12 protein-coding genes and 1 riboswitch are annotated in these 15,967 nt (G+C 64.0%); of the genes, 3 read left to right on the top strand and 9 right to left on the bottom strand.

What is annotated here, in order from left to right:
• Positions 1–52 precede the first annotated feature (52 nt).
• The 3 genes from AC27VQ_RS12390 to AC27VQ_RS12380 are packed head-to-tail and all read right to left on the bottom strand — an operon-like array spanning position 53 to position 3,495.
• Positions 53–1,423, bottom strand: coding sequence for an MlaD family protein (locus AC27VQ_RS12390; protein ID WP_488716487.1), 1,371 nt, complete (start codon positions 1,421–1,423; stop codon positions 53–55).
• 60 nt (positions 1,424–1,483) lie between these two features.
• Entirely contained in the window at positions 1,484–2,269 is a 786-nt protein-coding gene (locus AC27VQ_RS12385; protein ID WP_488716486.1) for an ABC transporter ATP-binding protein, read from the bottom strand.
• Between the two features lie 8 nt (positions 2,270–2,277).
• Complete coding sequence (locus AC27VQ_RS12380; protein WP_488716485.1) at positions 2,278–3,495, bottom strand: ABC transporter permease; 1,218 nt, start codon at positions 3,493–3,495, stop codon at positions 2,278–2,280.
• Positions 3,496–3,566: 71 nt separating this feature from the next.
• Here AC27VQ_RS12380 and dgcA point away from each other — a divergent pair, with 71 nt between their 5' ends.
• On the top strand, positions 3,567–4,550 hold the full coding sequence (gene dgcA / locus AC27VQ_RS12375; RefSeq protein WP_488716484.1) for an N-acetyl-D-Glu racemase DgcA: 984 nt from the start codon (positions 3,567–3,569) through the stop codon (positions 4,548–4,550).
• Here dgcA and AC27VQ_RS12370 read toward each other — a convergent pair.
• Positions 4,520–5,737 carry an MFS transporter gene (locus AC27VQ_RS12370; protein WP_488716483.1) on the bottom strand — a complete coding sequence of 406 codons (1,218 nt, stop codon included), beginning with the start codon at positions 5,735–5,737 and terminating at the stop codon, positions 4,520–4,522. The genes dgcA and AC27VQ_RS12370 overlap by 31 nt on opposite strands.
• 106 nt (positions 5,738–5,843) lie before the next feature.
• Complete coding sequence (locus AC27VQ_RS12365; protein ID WP_488716482.1) at positions 5,844–6,680, bottom strand: UDP-2,3-diacylglucosamine diphosphatase; 837 nt, start codon at positions 6,678–6,680, stop codon at positions 5,844–5,846.
• Positions 6,681–6,915: 235 nt separating this feature from the next.
• Here AC27VQ_RS12365 and AC27VQ_RS12360 point away from each other — a divergent pair, with 235 nt between their 5' ends.
• A complete protein-coding gene (locus tag AC27VQ_RS12360) occupies positions 6,916–9,228 on the top strand; it encodes an NADP-dependent malic enzyme (protein ID WP_488716481.1) in 2,313 nt (770 codons plus the stop codon).
• Positions 9,229–9,284: 56 nt separating this feature from the next.
• On the opposite strand, the gene AC27VQ_RS12355 is transcribed toward AC27VQ_RS12360, so the two are convergent.
• A complete protein-coding gene (locus AC27VQ_RS12355; protein WP_488716480.1) occupies positions 9,285–10,868 on the bottom strand; it encodes an ABC-F family ATP-binding cassette domain-containing protein in 1,584 nt (527 codons plus the stop codon).
• A 153-nt stretch (positions 10,869–11,021) separates the two neighbouring features.
• Complete coding sequence (locus AC27VQ_RS12350; protein WP_488716479.1) at positions 11,022–12,086, bottom strand: phytanoyl-CoA dioxygenase family protein; 1,065 nt, start codon at positions 12,084–12,086, stop codon at positions 11,022–11,024.
• A 268-nt stretch (positions 12,087–12,354) separates the two neighbouring features.
• On the opposite strand from AC27VQ_RS12350, the gene AC27VQ_RS12345 reads away from it, so the two are divergent.
• Complete coding sequence (locus AC27VQ_RS12345) at positions 12,355–13,467, top strand: DUF2865 domain-containing protein (protein WP_488716478.1); 1,113 nt, start codon at positions 12,355–12,357, stop codon at positions 13,465–13,467.
• A 6-nt stretch (positions 13,468–13,473) separates the two neighbouring features.
• Here the strand turns inward: AC27VQ_RS12345 and bluB are convergent, their stop codons facing one another.
• Positions 13,474–14,160: a 5,6-dimethylbenzimidazole synthase gene (bluB, locus tag AC27VQ_RS12340; protein WP_313530690.1), complete on the bottom strand. Its 687-nt coding sequence runs from the start codon at positions 14,158–14,160 to the stop codon at positions 13,474–13,476.
• Positions 14,161–14,205: 45 nt separating this feature from the next.
• Positions 14,206–14,426, bottom strand: a riboswitch (cobalamin riboswitch).
• Between the two features lie 66 nt (positions 14,427–14,492).
• Complete coding sequence (locus tag AC27VQ_RS12335; protein WP_488716477.1) at positions 14,493–15,959, bottom strand: sensor domain-containing diguanylate cyclase; 1,467 nt, start codon at positions 15,957–15,959, stop codon at positions 14,493–14,495.
• Between the last annotated feature and the right edge of the window lie 8 nt (positions 15,960–15,967).

Below are 15,967 nucleotides of genomic sequence, written 5' to 3'. Positions count from 1 at the left end.
CGCGTCCGAAACATCCAGACAGCCATTGTGGGTATAGCGCCACACCTTTGGTTTAGCGCCGCGTGCGGCCGTCATATTGTTTCACCGTCTCGCCGCCGAACAGCAGGCGCTGCGGATCACGCTCAAAGCCCGAGATCGCGCTGTCGAGGTTCTGGATCGTGCGGCGCGTATCCTGCACCAGCGTTTCCACATCGCGCAGACCCGAGCCGGAGAAGCGCTGGAGGCCGTCGGCGATCGGCCCGATGCGGCCGTTCAGCGTATCGGCCGCCTGCTTGATCGATTGCAGCGTGGCCTTCGCCTCCGCAAAGAGCGATTCGGAATCGCCCTCGCCCAGGAAGCCGTCGAGCTTGGCGAGCACGCCATCGACGCGCGTGGAGGCGGCGTTCAGCTTGTTGGTCATCTGTTTCACGTCGGTGATGATCTGGTCGATATCCCCCTGACGCTCGCCGATACGATTGGCAACGCCCGTGACCGAGGCGATCGCCTTGCGGGCATCCGCACTCGCCACCGAGATATTGTCGATCGCGCCAGAGACCTTCTGTGTGTCGACGGCGGCAATCAGCGTATCGACCTTGTCGAGCGCCGCATTGGCATTCTTGCCGAAGGTATCGAAGGTCTCGGCCGTCTTACGGAAGCCCTCGACAGTCGTCTTCACGTCACCCGAGGCGGCCGCGATGTCCTTGCTGATCTTGTCGACATTGCCGACGAAGTCCTCGACCTTCTTGGGATCGACGGCCTTGATGAGGTCGTCGACCGACGCGAGCGTCGAATCCAGCCGGCCGGAAAGGTTGCGGAAGGTTTCCGAAAGGCCGCCGACGCTCTTCAGGAACTCGTCGATATTCTTGCCGTTGCGGGCGAGCGAATCGGAGAACTGCTCGGCATTGTTGATCGTCTTGGTCAGCGGCCCGCGCGCATCGGCGACAAAACCCTGGATATCGGTAATGGCGGCATCGGCGCGCTTCAGGATCTTGTCAGCGGTCGACAGGATATTGGTGACGCTCGACTGCTCGGCCTCGAGCACGGCTGCCGTCTCCGTGTCGAAAGCCTTCTGAAGAATGTTCGGATCCCCGGAGGTACCACCGGACAATTCGATATAGGCCGCGCCGGTCAGACCCTGCACCTCGAGCACGGCCGTGGTCGACTGCTTGACCGGCGCACTTGTCGCCACCTCCGTCATGGCGACGGAAAAGCGCGGATCGTCCGCATCGATGGCAAGGCTGCGCACGGAGCCGACCGGAATGCCGTTAAAGCGCACGGGCGAACCGATGCTGAGGCCATTGGCGGAACCTGGAATGCGGATGGCGAGCTGCGCCATGTCGCCGCTGCGGCCGTATTGCGACATCCAGTAGACGAAGCCGAAGGCGGCGGCCATCACGAGCACGGTGAAGAAACCGACAATGGCGTAATTGGCTTTCGTTTCCATGCTTCAGGCTATCCCGCTCGCAGTTCCTATTCCGGGGCAGCGACGCTCCCGGACACTTCTTCACGCTTTCCGGACAATGGAGCGCGCGCGTTTGCCCTTGAAATAGGACTGCACCCACGCATCGTCAAAGGCCAGCATGTCCTCGATCGTGCCTTCGACCATGACCTTCTTCTTTCCGAGCACTGCAATCCGGTCGCAGACCGAAAACAGGCTGTCGAGGTCGTGAGTCACCATATACACGGTCAATCCCAGGGTGTCGCGCAGTTTGGCGATCAGCTCATCGAATTCGGCCGCACCGATCGGATCGAGGCCGGAGGTCGGTTCGTCGAGAAAGACCAGCGCCGGATCGAGCGCGAGCGCACGCGCCAGCGCCGCGCGCTTGATCATGCCGCCGGAAAGCTCGGACGGATATTTGTCGGCGGCCTCGGGTGCGAGGCCCACAAGCTCGATCTTCAATTTCGCAAACTCGTCCATCATCGCTTGGGGCAGGTCGAGATATTCGCGCATCGGCACCTGGATGTTCTCCTTGACCGTCAGAGAGGAGAACAGCGCGCCGTGCTGGAAGAGCACGCCGAGCTTCATGTCGAGCGCCAGGCGCTGGGCCTCGCTCGCCTTATCGAAATCCGTGCCGAAGATGCGGATATTGCCGGAGCGGCGCGGCAGGAGGCGCAGGACGGTGCGCATCAGTACGGATTTGCCGGTGCCGGACGCGCCGACGAAGCCCAGGATTTCGCCGCGATAGATATCGAGGTTCAGCCGGTCGAGCACGACATTGCTGCCGAAGCCCACAGTCAGATCCTTGACCGAGAGCACGACATTGTCCTGTTTTTCGGGAGCCTGATCCATTCGCCTTCCTAGAAATCGATGGCTGCGTAGAACATGGCGAAGAGACCGTCGACGAGGATGACGACGAAGATCGACTTTACCACGGCGGCCGTGACGTGACGCCCGAGCGATTCGGCGCTGCCGCCGACCTTCAGTCCCTCTACCGAAGCGACAATGCCGATGATCAGCGCCATGAACGGCGCCTTGATCATGCCGGAGACGATGGTCGAAAGGTCGATCGCCTCGCGCAGGCGCGACAGGAACGTGTCGAAGGTGATGCCGGAATAGGCCCAGGCGACGCAGGCCGCGCCGAACAGCGCGGCGAAATTGGCGATGATGGTGAGCAGCGGCAGCGCGACAGTCAGCGCCACGAGCCGCGGGAAGACGAGCACGCCGACGGGGCTGAGGCCCATCACCTTCAGTGCATCGATTTCCTCGCGCATCTTCATCGAGCCGATTTCGGCGGTGATGGCGCTGCCGGAGCGGCCTGCGATCATGATGGCCGTGAGCAGCACGCCGATTTCGCGCAACTGCAGGATTCCGACGAGATCGACGACAAAGACCTCCGCCCCGAAATAGCGCAACTGGAAAGCGCCCTGCTGGGCGATGATGGCACCGATGAGAAACGACATCAGAAGGATAATCGGCACGGCGCGAACGCCCATATGGTCGATCTGGTGCACGATAGCGGCCGGGGAAAGCCCGCTCCTGCGGCCAAGTTTCAGCTGCGCCCCGCGTACCGCTGAGCCGAGGATGAACATGGCGGCGACCATATCCTCCCAGGCGTCCATGATGACGCGGCCGACGGGTGAAAACACACGCTCGAACAGCGTTACGCGCGCCGCTTTTTCCGCACGCGGCTCGGCAAGCTTCTCCGGCAAGGCGGACACGAGATCGGCATAACGCTCACCGTCGCCATCCCTCAGCTTCACCTCCGCGCCACCGGATTGCCGCTCGGTGATCGCACGGCGCAACAGCCAGGCGCCGGCCGTGTCCATTTCCGAGACGCCGCTGAGGTCGACCTCCAGCGCACCGCCCTTGCCGCCTGCCATCTCCGCCAGGCGCTTGGCGCCCGCAACGGCGGTCGTGTTCACCCAATGGCCGGACAGGCGCCAGACCTCCCCGCCATTGTCCGGCAGGCTTTCGCTCACGATGTCGGCTGATGGGCTGGCGGCTGTGGTCAAGTCTCTTGCATCTTCCCGTGCTTGGGGCACAACATGCGCCTGTCTTATCGGCTCGCCGGCCATCTGTCACCGAACGAACCGGCAAAACCCCGTTTCCGCCTCGAATATTTCGGGGCCAGCCAGGATCCCGCCCGATGCACCGTAGACTGCGCGCAACCGCCGAAACCTTCCCGATTGCCGGGGCCTTCACGATTTCCCGTGGCGCCAAGACGACGGCCGAGGTGGTGATCTGCGAAATCGAATCCTCCGGCCAGATCGGTCGGGGCGAATGCGTGCCCTATGCCCGCTACGGCGAATCGGTGCCTGGCGTGCTGGCCGCAATCGAGGAGATGCGCGGCGCTGTGGAGGACAGTATCGGCCGCGAGGACCTTGCCCGCATCATGCCGGCCGGCGCGGCCCGCAACGCCATCGATTGCGCCCTCTGGGACCTCGAGGCAAAACTCTCGGGCGTGCCGACCTGGCAGGTCATCAACGCCGCCGCCCCGCAGAAACTCGTCACCGCCTATACGCTCTCGCTCGGCGAGCCCGAGGCTATGCAGCGCCAGGCCGCTCAGCATGCCGGCCGCGCCCTGCTCAAGGTGAAAGTCGGCACGGCGGACGACGCCGCGCGCATCAGGGCCGTGCGCGCCGGTGCGCCCCACAGCGCGATCATCCTCGACGCCAACGAGGGCTGGATGCCCGAAAACCTCGCCTATCACTTCGCCATTTGCGCCGAGACGCGCATCGCGCTCGTCGAACAGCCGCTGCCGGCCGGAAACGATTCCGCGCTTGCCGCTCATGCGCGGCCGATCCCGGTCTGCGCGGACGAGAGCGTGCATCGCACGGAGGACGTGGCAAAGCTCGTTAACCGCTACGACGCGATCAACATCAAGCTCGACAAGGCCGGCGGCCTGACGGAGGCGCTGGCGTTGCGCGAAGCCGCCCGCGAACTCGGGCTGAAGATCATGGTCGGCTGCATGGTCGGCACCTCGCTTGGCATGGCGCCGGCGGTGCTTCTGGCGCAGGGTGCCGATTTCGTCGATCTCGACGGCCCCCTGCTGCTGGCCCGCGATCGGGTGCCCAGCCTGCACTATGAGGGATCGTCGGTCTATCCGCCGGAAGCCGCACTCTGGGGCTGAAGACGCACGGCAAAGACCCTTGCGATGACGACGCAGGCAAGACCCGCCGCAGCGATGCAGGACATCAGGTAGAAGCCGTGCACGCCGTACCAGTTGAAAGCATAGCCTGACAGGAAGGTCGCGATCGCCGTGAAGATGCCGGTGTAGAAATAATAGAGCCCCTGTGCCGAGGCTTCCTGCTCTTCCGCCACGCGCTCCACGAGGCGGCTCTGCACGCTCATATGGATGATGGCATAGGTAAAGGCGTGCAGGCATTGCAGCACGAAATAGCCGGCAAAGGACATCTCCATCGGGAAGATGATCCAGCGCAGGACGGCGACGCTGCTGCCGGCGATCATCATGGACCACAGATTGAAGCGGCGGCGGAGCTGGACGGCGAAGAGGAAGAAAACCACCTCGGCCATCACGCCGGCGCTCCAGAGAATGCCGACATCGACGCCGCTAAAACCCATCTTCTGCCAGTAGATCGCCGAAAAGGCGAAGAGCATGGCATGGCTGGAGTTCACCAGCGCGACGCCGATCAGCATGAACTGCACATCCGCCTGCCGCAGCGTGCTTTTCGTCGGCATGGTGGCGATCGCCGAGATCGGCGACGGCCGGCGCGGCTTGCCGACCCGCGGCGCGATCACCGCGCCGAGCACGGTCAAGTCGAAGCCCACCGCCATCGCCGGCAGCACCATGGCGCCGCCATAAAGACCGGCGAGCCAGCCGCCGATCATCGTCGCGACGATGAAGGCGAGCGAACCCCAGAGGCGCATCCGGCCATAATCGAAATTCCAGCGCCGCACGCCCGACAGCATGATCGCCTCGGTGATCGGCACATAGGGCGAATAGACCGCGCCTTGCAGCGTATAGAGCAACAGCACCGGCCAGAACGATCCCGTCGCGAAAAGCGCGATCGCCGTCATGAGCGACAGCACGGCCGACCAGGCCAGCATGATCGAGCGCTCGCCGATCCGGTCGGCGATGACGCCGGCCACCGGCGCGGTGAAGACGCGCACGAACATCGGCACGGCCAGAATGATGCCGATCTGGAAATCGCTCATCGATAGCGTTTCCAGCCAGACGGGGAAAAACGGCAGCGCAATGCCGTTCACCATCATCGGGGCGCTGAAAACGAGGGCGATGCGCGCGACGAAGAACGGCGGCGCGCCTGATGTCACGGTGAACCCGGAAGGGGCGGTCATGGCGGGGAACCTGTATTGGAACGACCTCGCTCTAGCACGCCGATGTACGTACGCCAATCCGCTATTTCTGCCGGTTGCGTTCCGATCTCGTCTGCAACGCAATGCGTCAGGCGGCTTCGGCACCAGACGTCGCCACCACGCCGAGGCTGCGGCTTGCAATCGACACGGGTTCGGGCACCGCCGTCAGCGTCTGCCAGGTGATCAGTTCCATCTCGCCGTCGTGATGCTCGGCAATCGCCGTGCAACTTTCCACCCAGTCGCCACTGTTGATGTAGCGAATGCCGTCGATCTCGGTGATGACGGCGTGGTGGATATGGCCGCAGATGACGCCGTCGGCATCGTTGCGGCGCGCCTCCTCGACGACCACCTTCTGGAACTCGCCGATGAAATTCACGGCACTCTTCACCTGCTGCTTGGCCCAGGACGAGAACGACCAGTACGGCAGCCCGAGGCGGCGGCGGATGGCGGCGAAGACGACGTTGATGGCAATCGCCGCATCATAGGCCCAGTCGCCGAGATAGGCGACGACGCGGGCATGGCGCACCACGACGTCGAACTCGTCGCCATGCAGCACGAGATAGCGCTTGCCGTCGGCGGCCTCGTGGATCATGCGCTCGGCCACTTCGACGCCGCCGAAATGCGTGCCGGGGAAATCCCGCAGGAACTCATCGTGATTGCCGGGGATGTAGATGATGCGCGTACCCTTGCGCGCCTTGCGCAGGATTTTCTGCGTGACGTCGTTGAAGGACTGCGGCCAGTACCAGTTGCGCTTCAGCCGCCAGCCGTCGACGATGTCGCCAACCAGTACGATCGTCTCGGCCTCGTGGTGGCCCAGAAAGTCGATCAGGAAATCCGCCTTGGCCGCCTTCGATCCCAGATGCACATCCGAGATGAAGAGCGTGCGGAAGTGGCGGACATTGGGGTCGGCAGGCGTCGGGTTCATCGCGTTCGTCTCCGGGTGGCCGGCCGCCGCGTTCAATCTGGAACCGGCGGCTTTCGTCCCGTTGAAAACCAGACTCCTGTTTCAAATTGATGACACACCTATGCCTTTTCCGTCCGCAAATAGGCATTGCACAGGCCGGCGAATGCGGCTTTATGGAAGCTTCCGGAAACTTCACGTCGCGACGTGTTCGTGGCATGTGGAGCCGCAACCAAAACAGCATATGGCAGGAAACATCATGAGCACGGGTGACAAACCGAGGACGCAGAACGGCCCAGTCAGTGGCGACATCGACCAGCAGGCCCTCTTCTTCCACCGCTATCCCCGCCCCGGCAAGCTCGAGATCACCGCAACCAAGCCGCTCGGCAACCAGCGCGATCTCGCCCTTGCCTATTCGCCCGGTGTTGCCGCCCCCTGCCTTGCGATCCGCGACAATCCCGAAACGGCCGCCGACTACACGGCGCGCGCCAACCTCGTCGCCGTCGTCTCGAACGGTACGGCAGTTCTCGGCCTCGGCAATATCGGCCCGCTCGCTTCCAAGCCGGTCATGGAAGGCAAGGCCGTCCTCTTCAAGAAATTCGCCGGCATCGACGTTTTCGACATCGAAATCGACGCCCCGACCGTCGATGAGATGGTCAATGTCGTCTCCGCGCTGGAGCCGACCTTCGGCGGCATCAACCTTGAAGACATCAAGGCGCCGGAGTGCTTTGAGGTCGAACGCCAGCTGCGCGAGAAGATGGACATACCCGTCTTCCACGACGACCAGCACGGTACGGCCATCATCGTCGCAGCCGCCGTCCTGAACGGCCTGGAATTGGCCGGCAAGGCGCTCGGCGAGGCCAAGATCGTCGCGTCCGGCGCCGGCGCTGCCGCACTCGCCTGTCTCAATCAGCTCGTCTCGCTCGGCGCGAAGGTGGAGAACATCTGGGTGCACGACCTCGAAGGCCTCGTCTACAAGGGCCGCGAAGTCCTCATGGACCAGTGGAAGGCCGTGTATGCACAGGAGACCGACAAGCGCGCATTGTCCGAAAGCATCGACGGCGCCGACGTCTTCCTCGGCCTATCCGCCGCTGGCGTGCTGAAGCCGGAACTTTTGACCCGCATGGCGGAAAATCCGCTGATCATGGCGCTTGCCAATCCGACGCCGGAAATCATGCCCGAGGAGGCGCGGGCCATACGCCCGGATGCCATGATCTGCACCGGCCGTTCGGACTTCCCGAACCAGGTCAACAACGTCCTCTGCTTCCCCTACATCTTCCGCGGCGCGCTCGATTGCGGCGCGCGCACGATCAACGAAGAGATGAAGATGGCCGCCGTGCGCGCCATCGCGGCGCTTGCCCGTGAGGAAGTCTCCGACGTCGCCGCCCGCGCCTATTCCGGCGACACGCCGAGCTTCGGCCCGAACTACCTGATCCCCTCGCCCTTCGATCAGCGCCTCATCCTGCGCATCGCGCCGGCCGTTGCCCGCGCGGCGGCCGAGACCGGGGTGGCGTTGCGCCCGATCACCGATTTCGACGCCTATCTCGACCAGCTCAACCGCTTCGTCTGGCGCTCCGGCTTCATCATGAAGCCGATCTTCGCCGCCGCGAAGAAGGCCGAGAAGAAGCGCGTGATCTTTGCCGAAGGGGAAGACGAACGCGTGTTGCGCGCCGCCCAGATCCTGCTCGAAGAGAATACCGCCCTGCCGATCCTCATCGGCCGTCCGCAGATCATCGAAACGCGCCTCAAGCGCTACGGCCTTCGCGTGCGCCCGAATGTCGATTTCGAACTGGTCAACCCGGAAGACGATCCGCGCTACCGTGACTATGTCGAGGAGTACCTGAACCTCGTCGGCCGCAAGGGCGTCAACCCGGAAGCCGCCCGCACCATCGTGCGCACGAACCAGACGGTCATCGGCGCCCTGGCCGTCAAGCGCGGCGACGCCGATGCCCTGATCTGCGGTGTCGAGGGCCGTTATGCGCGCCACCTGCGCGATGTCAGCCAGATCATCGGCAAGAAGCCCGGCGTGCTCGATTTCTCAGGTCTCAGCCTCCTGATCTCGCAGCGCGGTGCGACCTTCTTCACCGACACCTACGTGACGATGGAGCCGACGGCCGAGGAAGTGGCCGAGATGACCATCATGGCCGCGCAGGAAATCCGCCGCTTCGGCATCACACCGCGCGCAGCCCTCGTCTCCCATTCGAACTTCGGTTCGCGCGAATCGGACAGCGCGCTCAAGATGCGCCGGGCGATGGAGCTTGTGCGCGAGCAGGACCCGGATCTGGAAGCCGACGGCGAAATGCACGGCGACGCCGCCATTTCCGAAGTGTTGCGCCAGCGCGTCATGCCGAACTCGACGCTGACGGGCGAAGCCAACCTGCTGGTCTTCCCGAACCTCGACGCCGCCAACATTACCCTCGGCGTCGTCAAGACCATGACGGACAGCCTGCATGTCGGCCCGATCCTGCTCGGTGCCGCCCTGCCCGCCCACATCCTGTCACCGTCGGCAACCTCGCGCGGCGTGGTGAACATGGCGGCGCTTGCAGTCGTGGAAGCCTCCTATCCGGCTTGAAGTCGATGGAATGATTGAAAGATGGCCGCCGGTTCCCCCGGCGGCCGTTTGCGTTTCTAGGTCCCGGAAAGCTCCAACCGGCGCGCGATGCCAATCGCCCGAAGAAAAGCCTCGTCGTGGCTGACGACGAGCAACGCGCCGTCATAGGCCCGAAGCCCCGCTTCCACCGCCTCGATGGAATCGATGTCGAGATGATTGGTCGGCTCGTCCAGGATGAGCAGCGGTGGCGGTGCCCCGCCCCCGAGCACGCAGGCAAGACCGGCGCGCAGAAGCTGGCCGCCGCTGAGGCTCCCTGCACTCTGCAAAGCCGCATCCGCGCGGAACATGAACCGCGCCAGCGCCGCCCGGCAGGCATTCTCGTTGGCCTCGGGATGGAGACGGCGAAAATTGTCACGAATGGAGAGGCCGGCATCGAGCAGGCTGACGCGCTGGTCGAGCATGGCGAACTCCGTGAAGACGCGCACGCTTCCTTCGGAGGGCAGCAATTGCCCTGTGGCAAGGCTGAGCAGCGTCGTCTTGCCGGAGCCGTTCGGCCCGGCCACCGCAATGCGCTCCGGCCCGGTGATGGTGAAGGAAAGCCCTCGAAGGATCGGGCGTTCCGGTTCATAACCGGCCGTCACGCCGTCGAGCTTCAACACCGTCTTGCCGGCGGCGAGATGCGTCGGCGGCACGGCAACGGTGAGCGGTTGCAGAACCTCGATCCGTCCCCGTGCGGTCGCCATGGCCTCCGCCGCTTGCGCCTGCCGGCTTTCGGCAAGACGTGCCTGCACACCGCCTGTTACCTCGCTGCGCTCTTTCATGGCACCGAGCATGATGCGGGGAATATCGCCCTTCGCCCTCTTGCGCTTGCCGGCGCCATCCTTGCGCGCCTTGCGCTCGGCGACGGCCTGCACCGAGCGCGCGAGATCTGCCGCGTGCCGTTCCGCATCGGACAACTGCCGCTGCGCAGCCGCCAGCTCCAGCGCCTTGCGCTCGCGGTAGGCGCTCCAGTTGCCGCCGTAGCGCGTGGCGCCGAGCAAGGTGAGTTCCACGATCGCATCCATGCATTCCAGCAATTCGCGGTCATGGCTGACGACCACCGCACCGGCACGCCAGCCGGAAAGCATGTCGACGACGGCCTGCCGGCCCTCCCGGTCGAGATTGTTGGTCGGCTCGTCCAGCAGCAAAAAATCCGGCTCGTGAAAGAGAAGGGCCGCAAGGGCTGCGCGCGTGCGCTGGCCGCCTGAAAGGGCGGCAAGTCGCGTTTCGGCCATTGCATTCAGCCCGACGCGGGCGAGCGCAGCGGCAAGGCGCGTTTCCAGCGTCCAGTCCGCATCCGCCAAGGCATCGGCTTCCGCTTCGCCGCATTCGGCTCGGCGGAGAAGGTCGAGCGCATCTTCGATGCCGAACAGGCTGGCGACCGTTTCCTCCGCCCCGACCTGCACGCTCTGGCGCAGCACGCCGATGGAACCATCGACGGTCACGGTGCCGGAGAGCGGTCGCAGATCGCCGTTGATCAGCTTGAGCAAGGTCGTCTTGCCGACGCCGTTGCGGCCGACAAGACCGGCGCGTTCGCGACCGAAGCTCAGATCGAGATGGGAGAGAAGCGCGTGGCCGTCAGGCGTGGACCACGAAATTTTCGAGAGGGTGATGGAAGGCATGGATACGAATTTCCCCGAGGACAAAACGACGTCGATTTGTGGTCGGGTTGAAATTCATGCTGCACCATCCGGTCGGTGTTGACGACGGGCGTGATATAGAGCCCGACCGGCGGCCTTGCAAGGGCAAGCCGCCAATCGGGGTATTCGAAGCCGTCAGGCCACCGGCGGCTTGTCGAGACGCTTGGACCATTCATCGGCCTTGCCAAGGCCGGCATCGCGCCAGGGCGAGCCCTTGATGCCGAGCTTGCTGCGCAGGCGCATGCCGGAGATGATCCAGCGGTTCATGCCCGAGGCGATGAACGGCAACGAGGCAATGTGCAAGCCGGTGAACGGCAGGAACGGATTGCGGCGCAGCGAGCCGTAGATCTCGATGCGCGTCGTCGTCTTGTAGCTCGGGCTGCGGGCGTGAAAACCATGCGTATCGGCAACGATGAGCGTGTTGGCCTTCACGGTCATCTTCACCGGCTGACCGTATCCGAGCGCACCGAGCTCGTCCGGCATGATGCGCAGCGAGCCACGGGCGGAATAGATGTTTTCGATCGCATCGGCGTTTTCACTGATGCCGCGCTCCCAGGCGAGCCGCTGCGGCGTCATTTCGTGTGAGCCCGGCACATAGGCGAACGGACCGTCCTCTTCACCGACATCGCGCAGGAACAGCCAGGCCTTCGCCGTCGGCTGGAACGTGTCGCTGTGCAGCGCCGTCTGCGGATCGGTCGAACCGGCCGCAACGACGGACGGCAGGGCCATGACGATCTGAACCACCAGCAAGGGCTGGCCGGAATGGGAGGAGACGTAGCGCAGCAGGTTGGTCAGGCGCGGATCGTTGCGCGCGGCCTTGAACCCCGGCAGGGTTTCGAGGTCGCTGTCATCGATGATCGCGCGGCGCGTGACCGTCGCGCCCTGCTTCATGTCGTAGCGCTCGAAATCGCGCTCGGCCAGTTCGCGCGTGACGGCGGCAAAAACCTCCGGCGACAAAAAATTCTCGATCTTGACGAAGCCGGTCTCGGCATATTGCCGGCGGTGGTCCGGCGCGACGAGGTTTTCCAGCTTCCTGCGGCGCCAGGCGGCCATGCGCATGGCCAGCGACACGCGTTTTTCATGCAGGCCCTTTTTGTTGAGCCACTTGCTGCCGATAACAGGATTGTCGGCAAAGGATTTCGCGCCCGATGCGAGTTGCAGCGCATAGAGAGGGCTCAACAAGACTGACGATATCTTCATGGTCACCTGCCTGCGGGATGATTGCGCCGCCGGAAGGCGACCGTGCCGTAACCGGCTGCTGCATATATGCCGAGAGTGCTACACCAAGCCCCCCGCGAGATCAATTGCGCCGTCCGCGCAAAGCTGACCAGATAATTCATATTATCTCTTCGGCCGTTAATCACAAATCCGGGAGCGCGTTGCACGGCGCGCGCAGTGGCTTATGATAGGAACATGATCAAGGTGCGCCTCGGGCCGCCTTCCAAGCTCTCTTACGGGATATCAGGACGTGAAAGGACGCCTTCGCCTTTTGTTTGCGCTCGCAACCGGCCTGTCGCTCCTCGTTTCGGGCGGCGCGTCGGCGTCCGACGTGTGCGAACGGATTCAGGCGGAACTGGCAAACCTCCCTCGGGTCATGGTCGACACCACAAGCGCGCGCAAATATGCCGGCGCGATCGCCCGCCAGAATATCCAGTTGCGCAAGGCCAAGAGCGACCAGCGCCGCCTCGGCTGCTCGTCCGGCAGCATCACCGTCTTCGGCGGCGAGAACGAAGCGGCCTGCGACACGCTGGAAACAGTCATCGGCAAGATGGAGCGCAACCTCTACATCCTCGACCGCAAGCGCCGCGAATTTGCCGGCGGCATATCCTCGCAAGGACCGCGCAGCCGCCTGCTCGCCACGCTGGAAACCAACGGCTGCAACGACGACGCGAAGGTGATGCCGATCGCCGCGACCGAAACCCTGCGCACCTTGCAGGACGATACGCGCACCCTGCCGCTGGGCACCATGCCTGAAGACAGCGGGCGATTGCAGCTGCGCTCGCTCGGTGGCAGCGCCGGCCATGGCAATCTGCGTACCGTCTGCGTGCGCACCTGCGACGGCGGCTTCTTCCCGATCTCGTCGGGCGCGACGCCGCTCGATTTCCGCCGCGACCAGAAGGTCTGCGCGATGATGTGCCCGCAGACGGAGACGCAGCTTTTCTACCAGTCGATGACACCCGGCCAGGAAACCGAGCAGATGACGTCCACCGTCACCGGTCGGCCTTACCGCGATCTCGAACATGCCTTCAGCTACCGGACCCGCGATCTCTCGAAAGCCGGCACCTGCGGCTGCAATCTCTCCGCCTATTACCAGGAGATGATCAAGCGCCAGAAGGCGATGAAGGGCGAGACCGCTGGTACGAGCGGGGGCACGACAGAGGAAGCCCTGCCGGAAACCGGCTCCATCACGACGATCACAACCCGGCAGGACAAGCAGGAAACAGCAAAAACCCCTGCCAAGATCGAGGACCGTGACTACGATCCCACGCATAGCAAGGTGCGCACCGTCGGCCCCGCCTTCTTGCCGGAAAACGAGTCCGCCATCGATCTCGGCCGCCCGGCCGATGCAGGCGTCAACTGACCGGCTTTATGCAGTCGCCGGCCAACGCTCCTCGAACACCAACTCTTCCAGCGGCAGGCGCTGCCGCCATCCCTTCACCGCCAGTTCCGGCTCCGCATACAGCTGATCCACGAAGCCGACGCAGAGCCAGGCAACGATTTCGACATGGGCGGGAATGCCGAGAATGTCGCGGATATCGCTGTCGTGGAAGATGCTGACCCAGCCGACGCCGACCCCTTCCGCCCGCGCCGCGAGCCAGAGATTCTGCACGGCGCAGACCGTGGAATAGACGTCCATGCGCGGATTGTGCGTGCGGCCCAGCACCACCGTGCCACCCCGCGTCGGATCGCAGGTCACACAGATCGACAGCGGCGCCTTCAGGATGCCTTCGAGCTTCAGCGCGCGGTATTGCGCCTGCCGCTCGCCCGAAAACATATCCGCCGCCTCGGCATTGGCCTTGAGGAAGGCGCCATGCACGGCACGGCGCGTTTCCTCGCCGCGTACCAGCAGGAAATTCCACGGCTGCATGAAGCCGACGGACGGCGCGCTGTGCGCGGCATGCAGCAGGCGGCCGACGAGATCGTCGGGCAAGGCATCGGGCAAAAACTGGTCACGCACGTCGCGGCGCGTTTCAATGGCACGATAGACGGCCTGCTTGTCCTCACACGGAAAAGCGCCCGCCCGGACGAGAGCGTCCGAGAGTTCTGTTCGCATCGTTTTCTCCCCAACAATGCGTCCAACCTGCCGCCGTCCGCGCGGTTCGGTCTATCTCGCCAGGCCGGTCTTCTGACTTCGGTTCACACGGCCCGCACCTGCCTTCCCGGTTCAAGAACCAGTGGCAAAAGCTTGAATCGATTCAAGCTTTGGAGTGCACGCCATCCCCGTCACAGCGTTGGGCACGTTCCGGACCTGGATATTGCACCCGCACCGAATTCCCGATTCTCCCGCATGTCGCGGGCACCTGACTGAAAAGGATATGCGCACGGCTTTAGGGCACGATCAAGCCCGCCCGCGCCGCGCACCTGTCTCATAGCGTCTCGGCGGCTTCAGGCAGCGCGCGCCGCACCCGCTTCGGCCACCGTGCCAGCATCGATATCGCCTGCATGAAAGGCACGGTTGCGGCCGGCATGTTTGGCCGCATAGAGCGCGGCATCGGCCATCACCATGACATCGTGCAGGCTGCCGCCGTGATCCGGGAACTGGGCAATGCCCGCGCTGCCGCCAATGAGCAGAAGCTGGCCGTCATAGGCGATCGGCACCTGCGCATCAAGGACCAGCGCCTCGGCAAGCGCCACGAGGGTTTCGCGGGAAAAATCGCCATTGAGAAGAATGGAGAATTCGTCGCCGCCGAGACGCGCCACCGAACCCTGTTTGCCGACACGATCGGAGAAGCGCCGGGCAACCGCCTGCAGCACGATATCGCCCGCCGCATGGCCATGACGGTCGTTGACCGCCTTGAACTTGTCGAGATCGAGGGCAAGGATCGCAAAGGGCTTGCCGTTGCCCCTGGCGATGGTGCGACGCACCTCCTCGTCGAAGCCGCTGCGGTTCTTCAGCCCCGTCAACGGATCATGCCGGGCGAGGAAGGCGTTTTTCGCCTCGCTGCGCTGAAGCGCCCTGACCAGCGCGGAAAAGCGCAGGGTCACGAAGAGCATGACGCCGGCAAAGACCAGCACGAAAATCGCGATCTGCGGAAGAGCCGAGCGCCAGACGAAGGAGCCCGGCATATTGGGCCGCCAGGAGGCGACCATCGGATTATACGCATCGCCACCTACGGGCGTCATCACGAGGCCCGGCTCCTCGGTGACGATGGGCGTGAATCCGAGATCATGCACGCCGAGCCGCCGCTCGGCACTGGACAGCATCTTCTGCGACACCGGCTTGACGGTGATGAGCAGGGTCGGCTCCAGACGGCTTGCGGGAATATAGAGCGATTTCGGAACGACGGCCTGCACGACGACGATGCTCATGACGCGGTCGATGAGCCGCATGCCCGAGACATGGATTTCCGGCAGTGCCGGGGTCAGGAGATCCGGGTCCTCCTTGGCGCGCGCCACCTGCCAGCCACCCCGATCGGGCGACAGTGCCTCGCGATAGGCCCGCTCGGCGCGGCGGGTGAGATCGCTCATCCATTGCAGCTTTTCACGCGCCTTGCGGTCGGAAACCTTTTCGCCACGATGCACGCCGAGGATTTTTTCACCATCCGGCGAGGTCAGGATCATCCAGGAGAAGCCGAAATCGGACCACATCCAGTCGCGCATCTGGTCACGCACGAAATCGTCGTCCGGCATGCCGTGGGCAAGTGCGCTAAAGCTCTTGTCCCAGAAGGACAGCTGGCTCTGATATTGCACCACCTGGTCGATCTGGTGGCTGAATTCGTTGCGGACCAGCGTGCGCTCGGTCTCGGCGACAAAACTGTCGGCGCGTTCGATGGCATAGTCGAGGACGAAGAAGTTTGCCGCGCCGAAAAGCCCGACGATCATCACGGCCGCAGCGCGAATTGCGAAACTCACCCTGCGCC

This window comes from Shinella sp. 20P9.1.1, assembly GCF_057798995.1.
The sequence above is the reverse complement of the archived record's forward strand: the minus strand, read 5'-3'. Positions and strand labels throughout refer to the sequence as shown.

Bases quoted from the DNA above. Each gene is read 5' to 3' on its own strand.
- AC27VQ_RS12390 (WP_488716487.1), bottom strand. From the start codon at position 1,423: ATGGAAACGAAAGCCAATTACGCCATTGTCGGTTTCTTCACCGTGCTC.
- AC27VQ_RS12385 (WP_488716486.1), bottom strand. From the start codon at position 2,269: ATGGATCAGGCTCCCGAAAAACAGGACAATGTCGTGCTCTCGGTCAAG.
- AC27VQ_RS12380 (WP_488716485.1), bottom strand. From the start codon at position 3,495: ATGGCCGGCGAGCCGATAAGACAGGCGCATGTTGTGCCCCAAGCACGG.
- dgcA (WP_488716484.1), top strand. From the start codon at position 3,567: ATGCACCGTAGACTGCGCGCAACCGCCGAAACCTTCCCGATTGCCGGG.
- AC27VQ_RS12370 (WP_488716483.1), bottom strand. From the start codon at position 5,737: ATGACCGCCCCTTCCGGGTTCACCGTGACATCAGGCGCGCCGCCGTTC.
- AC27VQ_RS12365 (WP_488716482.1), bottom strand. From the start codon at position 6,680: ATGAACCCGACGCCTGCCGACCCCAATGTCCGCCACTTCCGCACGCTC.
- AC27VQ_RS12360 (WP_488716481.1), top strand. From the start codon at position 6,916: ATGAGCACGGGTGACAAACCGAGGACGCAGAACGGCCCAGTCAGTGGC.
- AC27VQ_RS12355 (WP_488716480.1), bottom strand. From the start codon at position 10,868: ATGCCTTCCATCACCCTCTCGAAAATTTCGTGGTCCACGCCTGACGGC.
- AC27VQ_RS12350 (WP_488716479.1), bottom strand. From the start codon at position 12,086: ATGAAGATATCGTCAGTCTTGTTGAGCCCTCTCTATGCGCTGCAACTC.
- bluB (WP_313530690.1), bottom strand. From the start codon at position 14,160: ATGCGAACAGAACTCTCGGACGCTCTCGTCCGGGCGGGCGCTTTTCCG.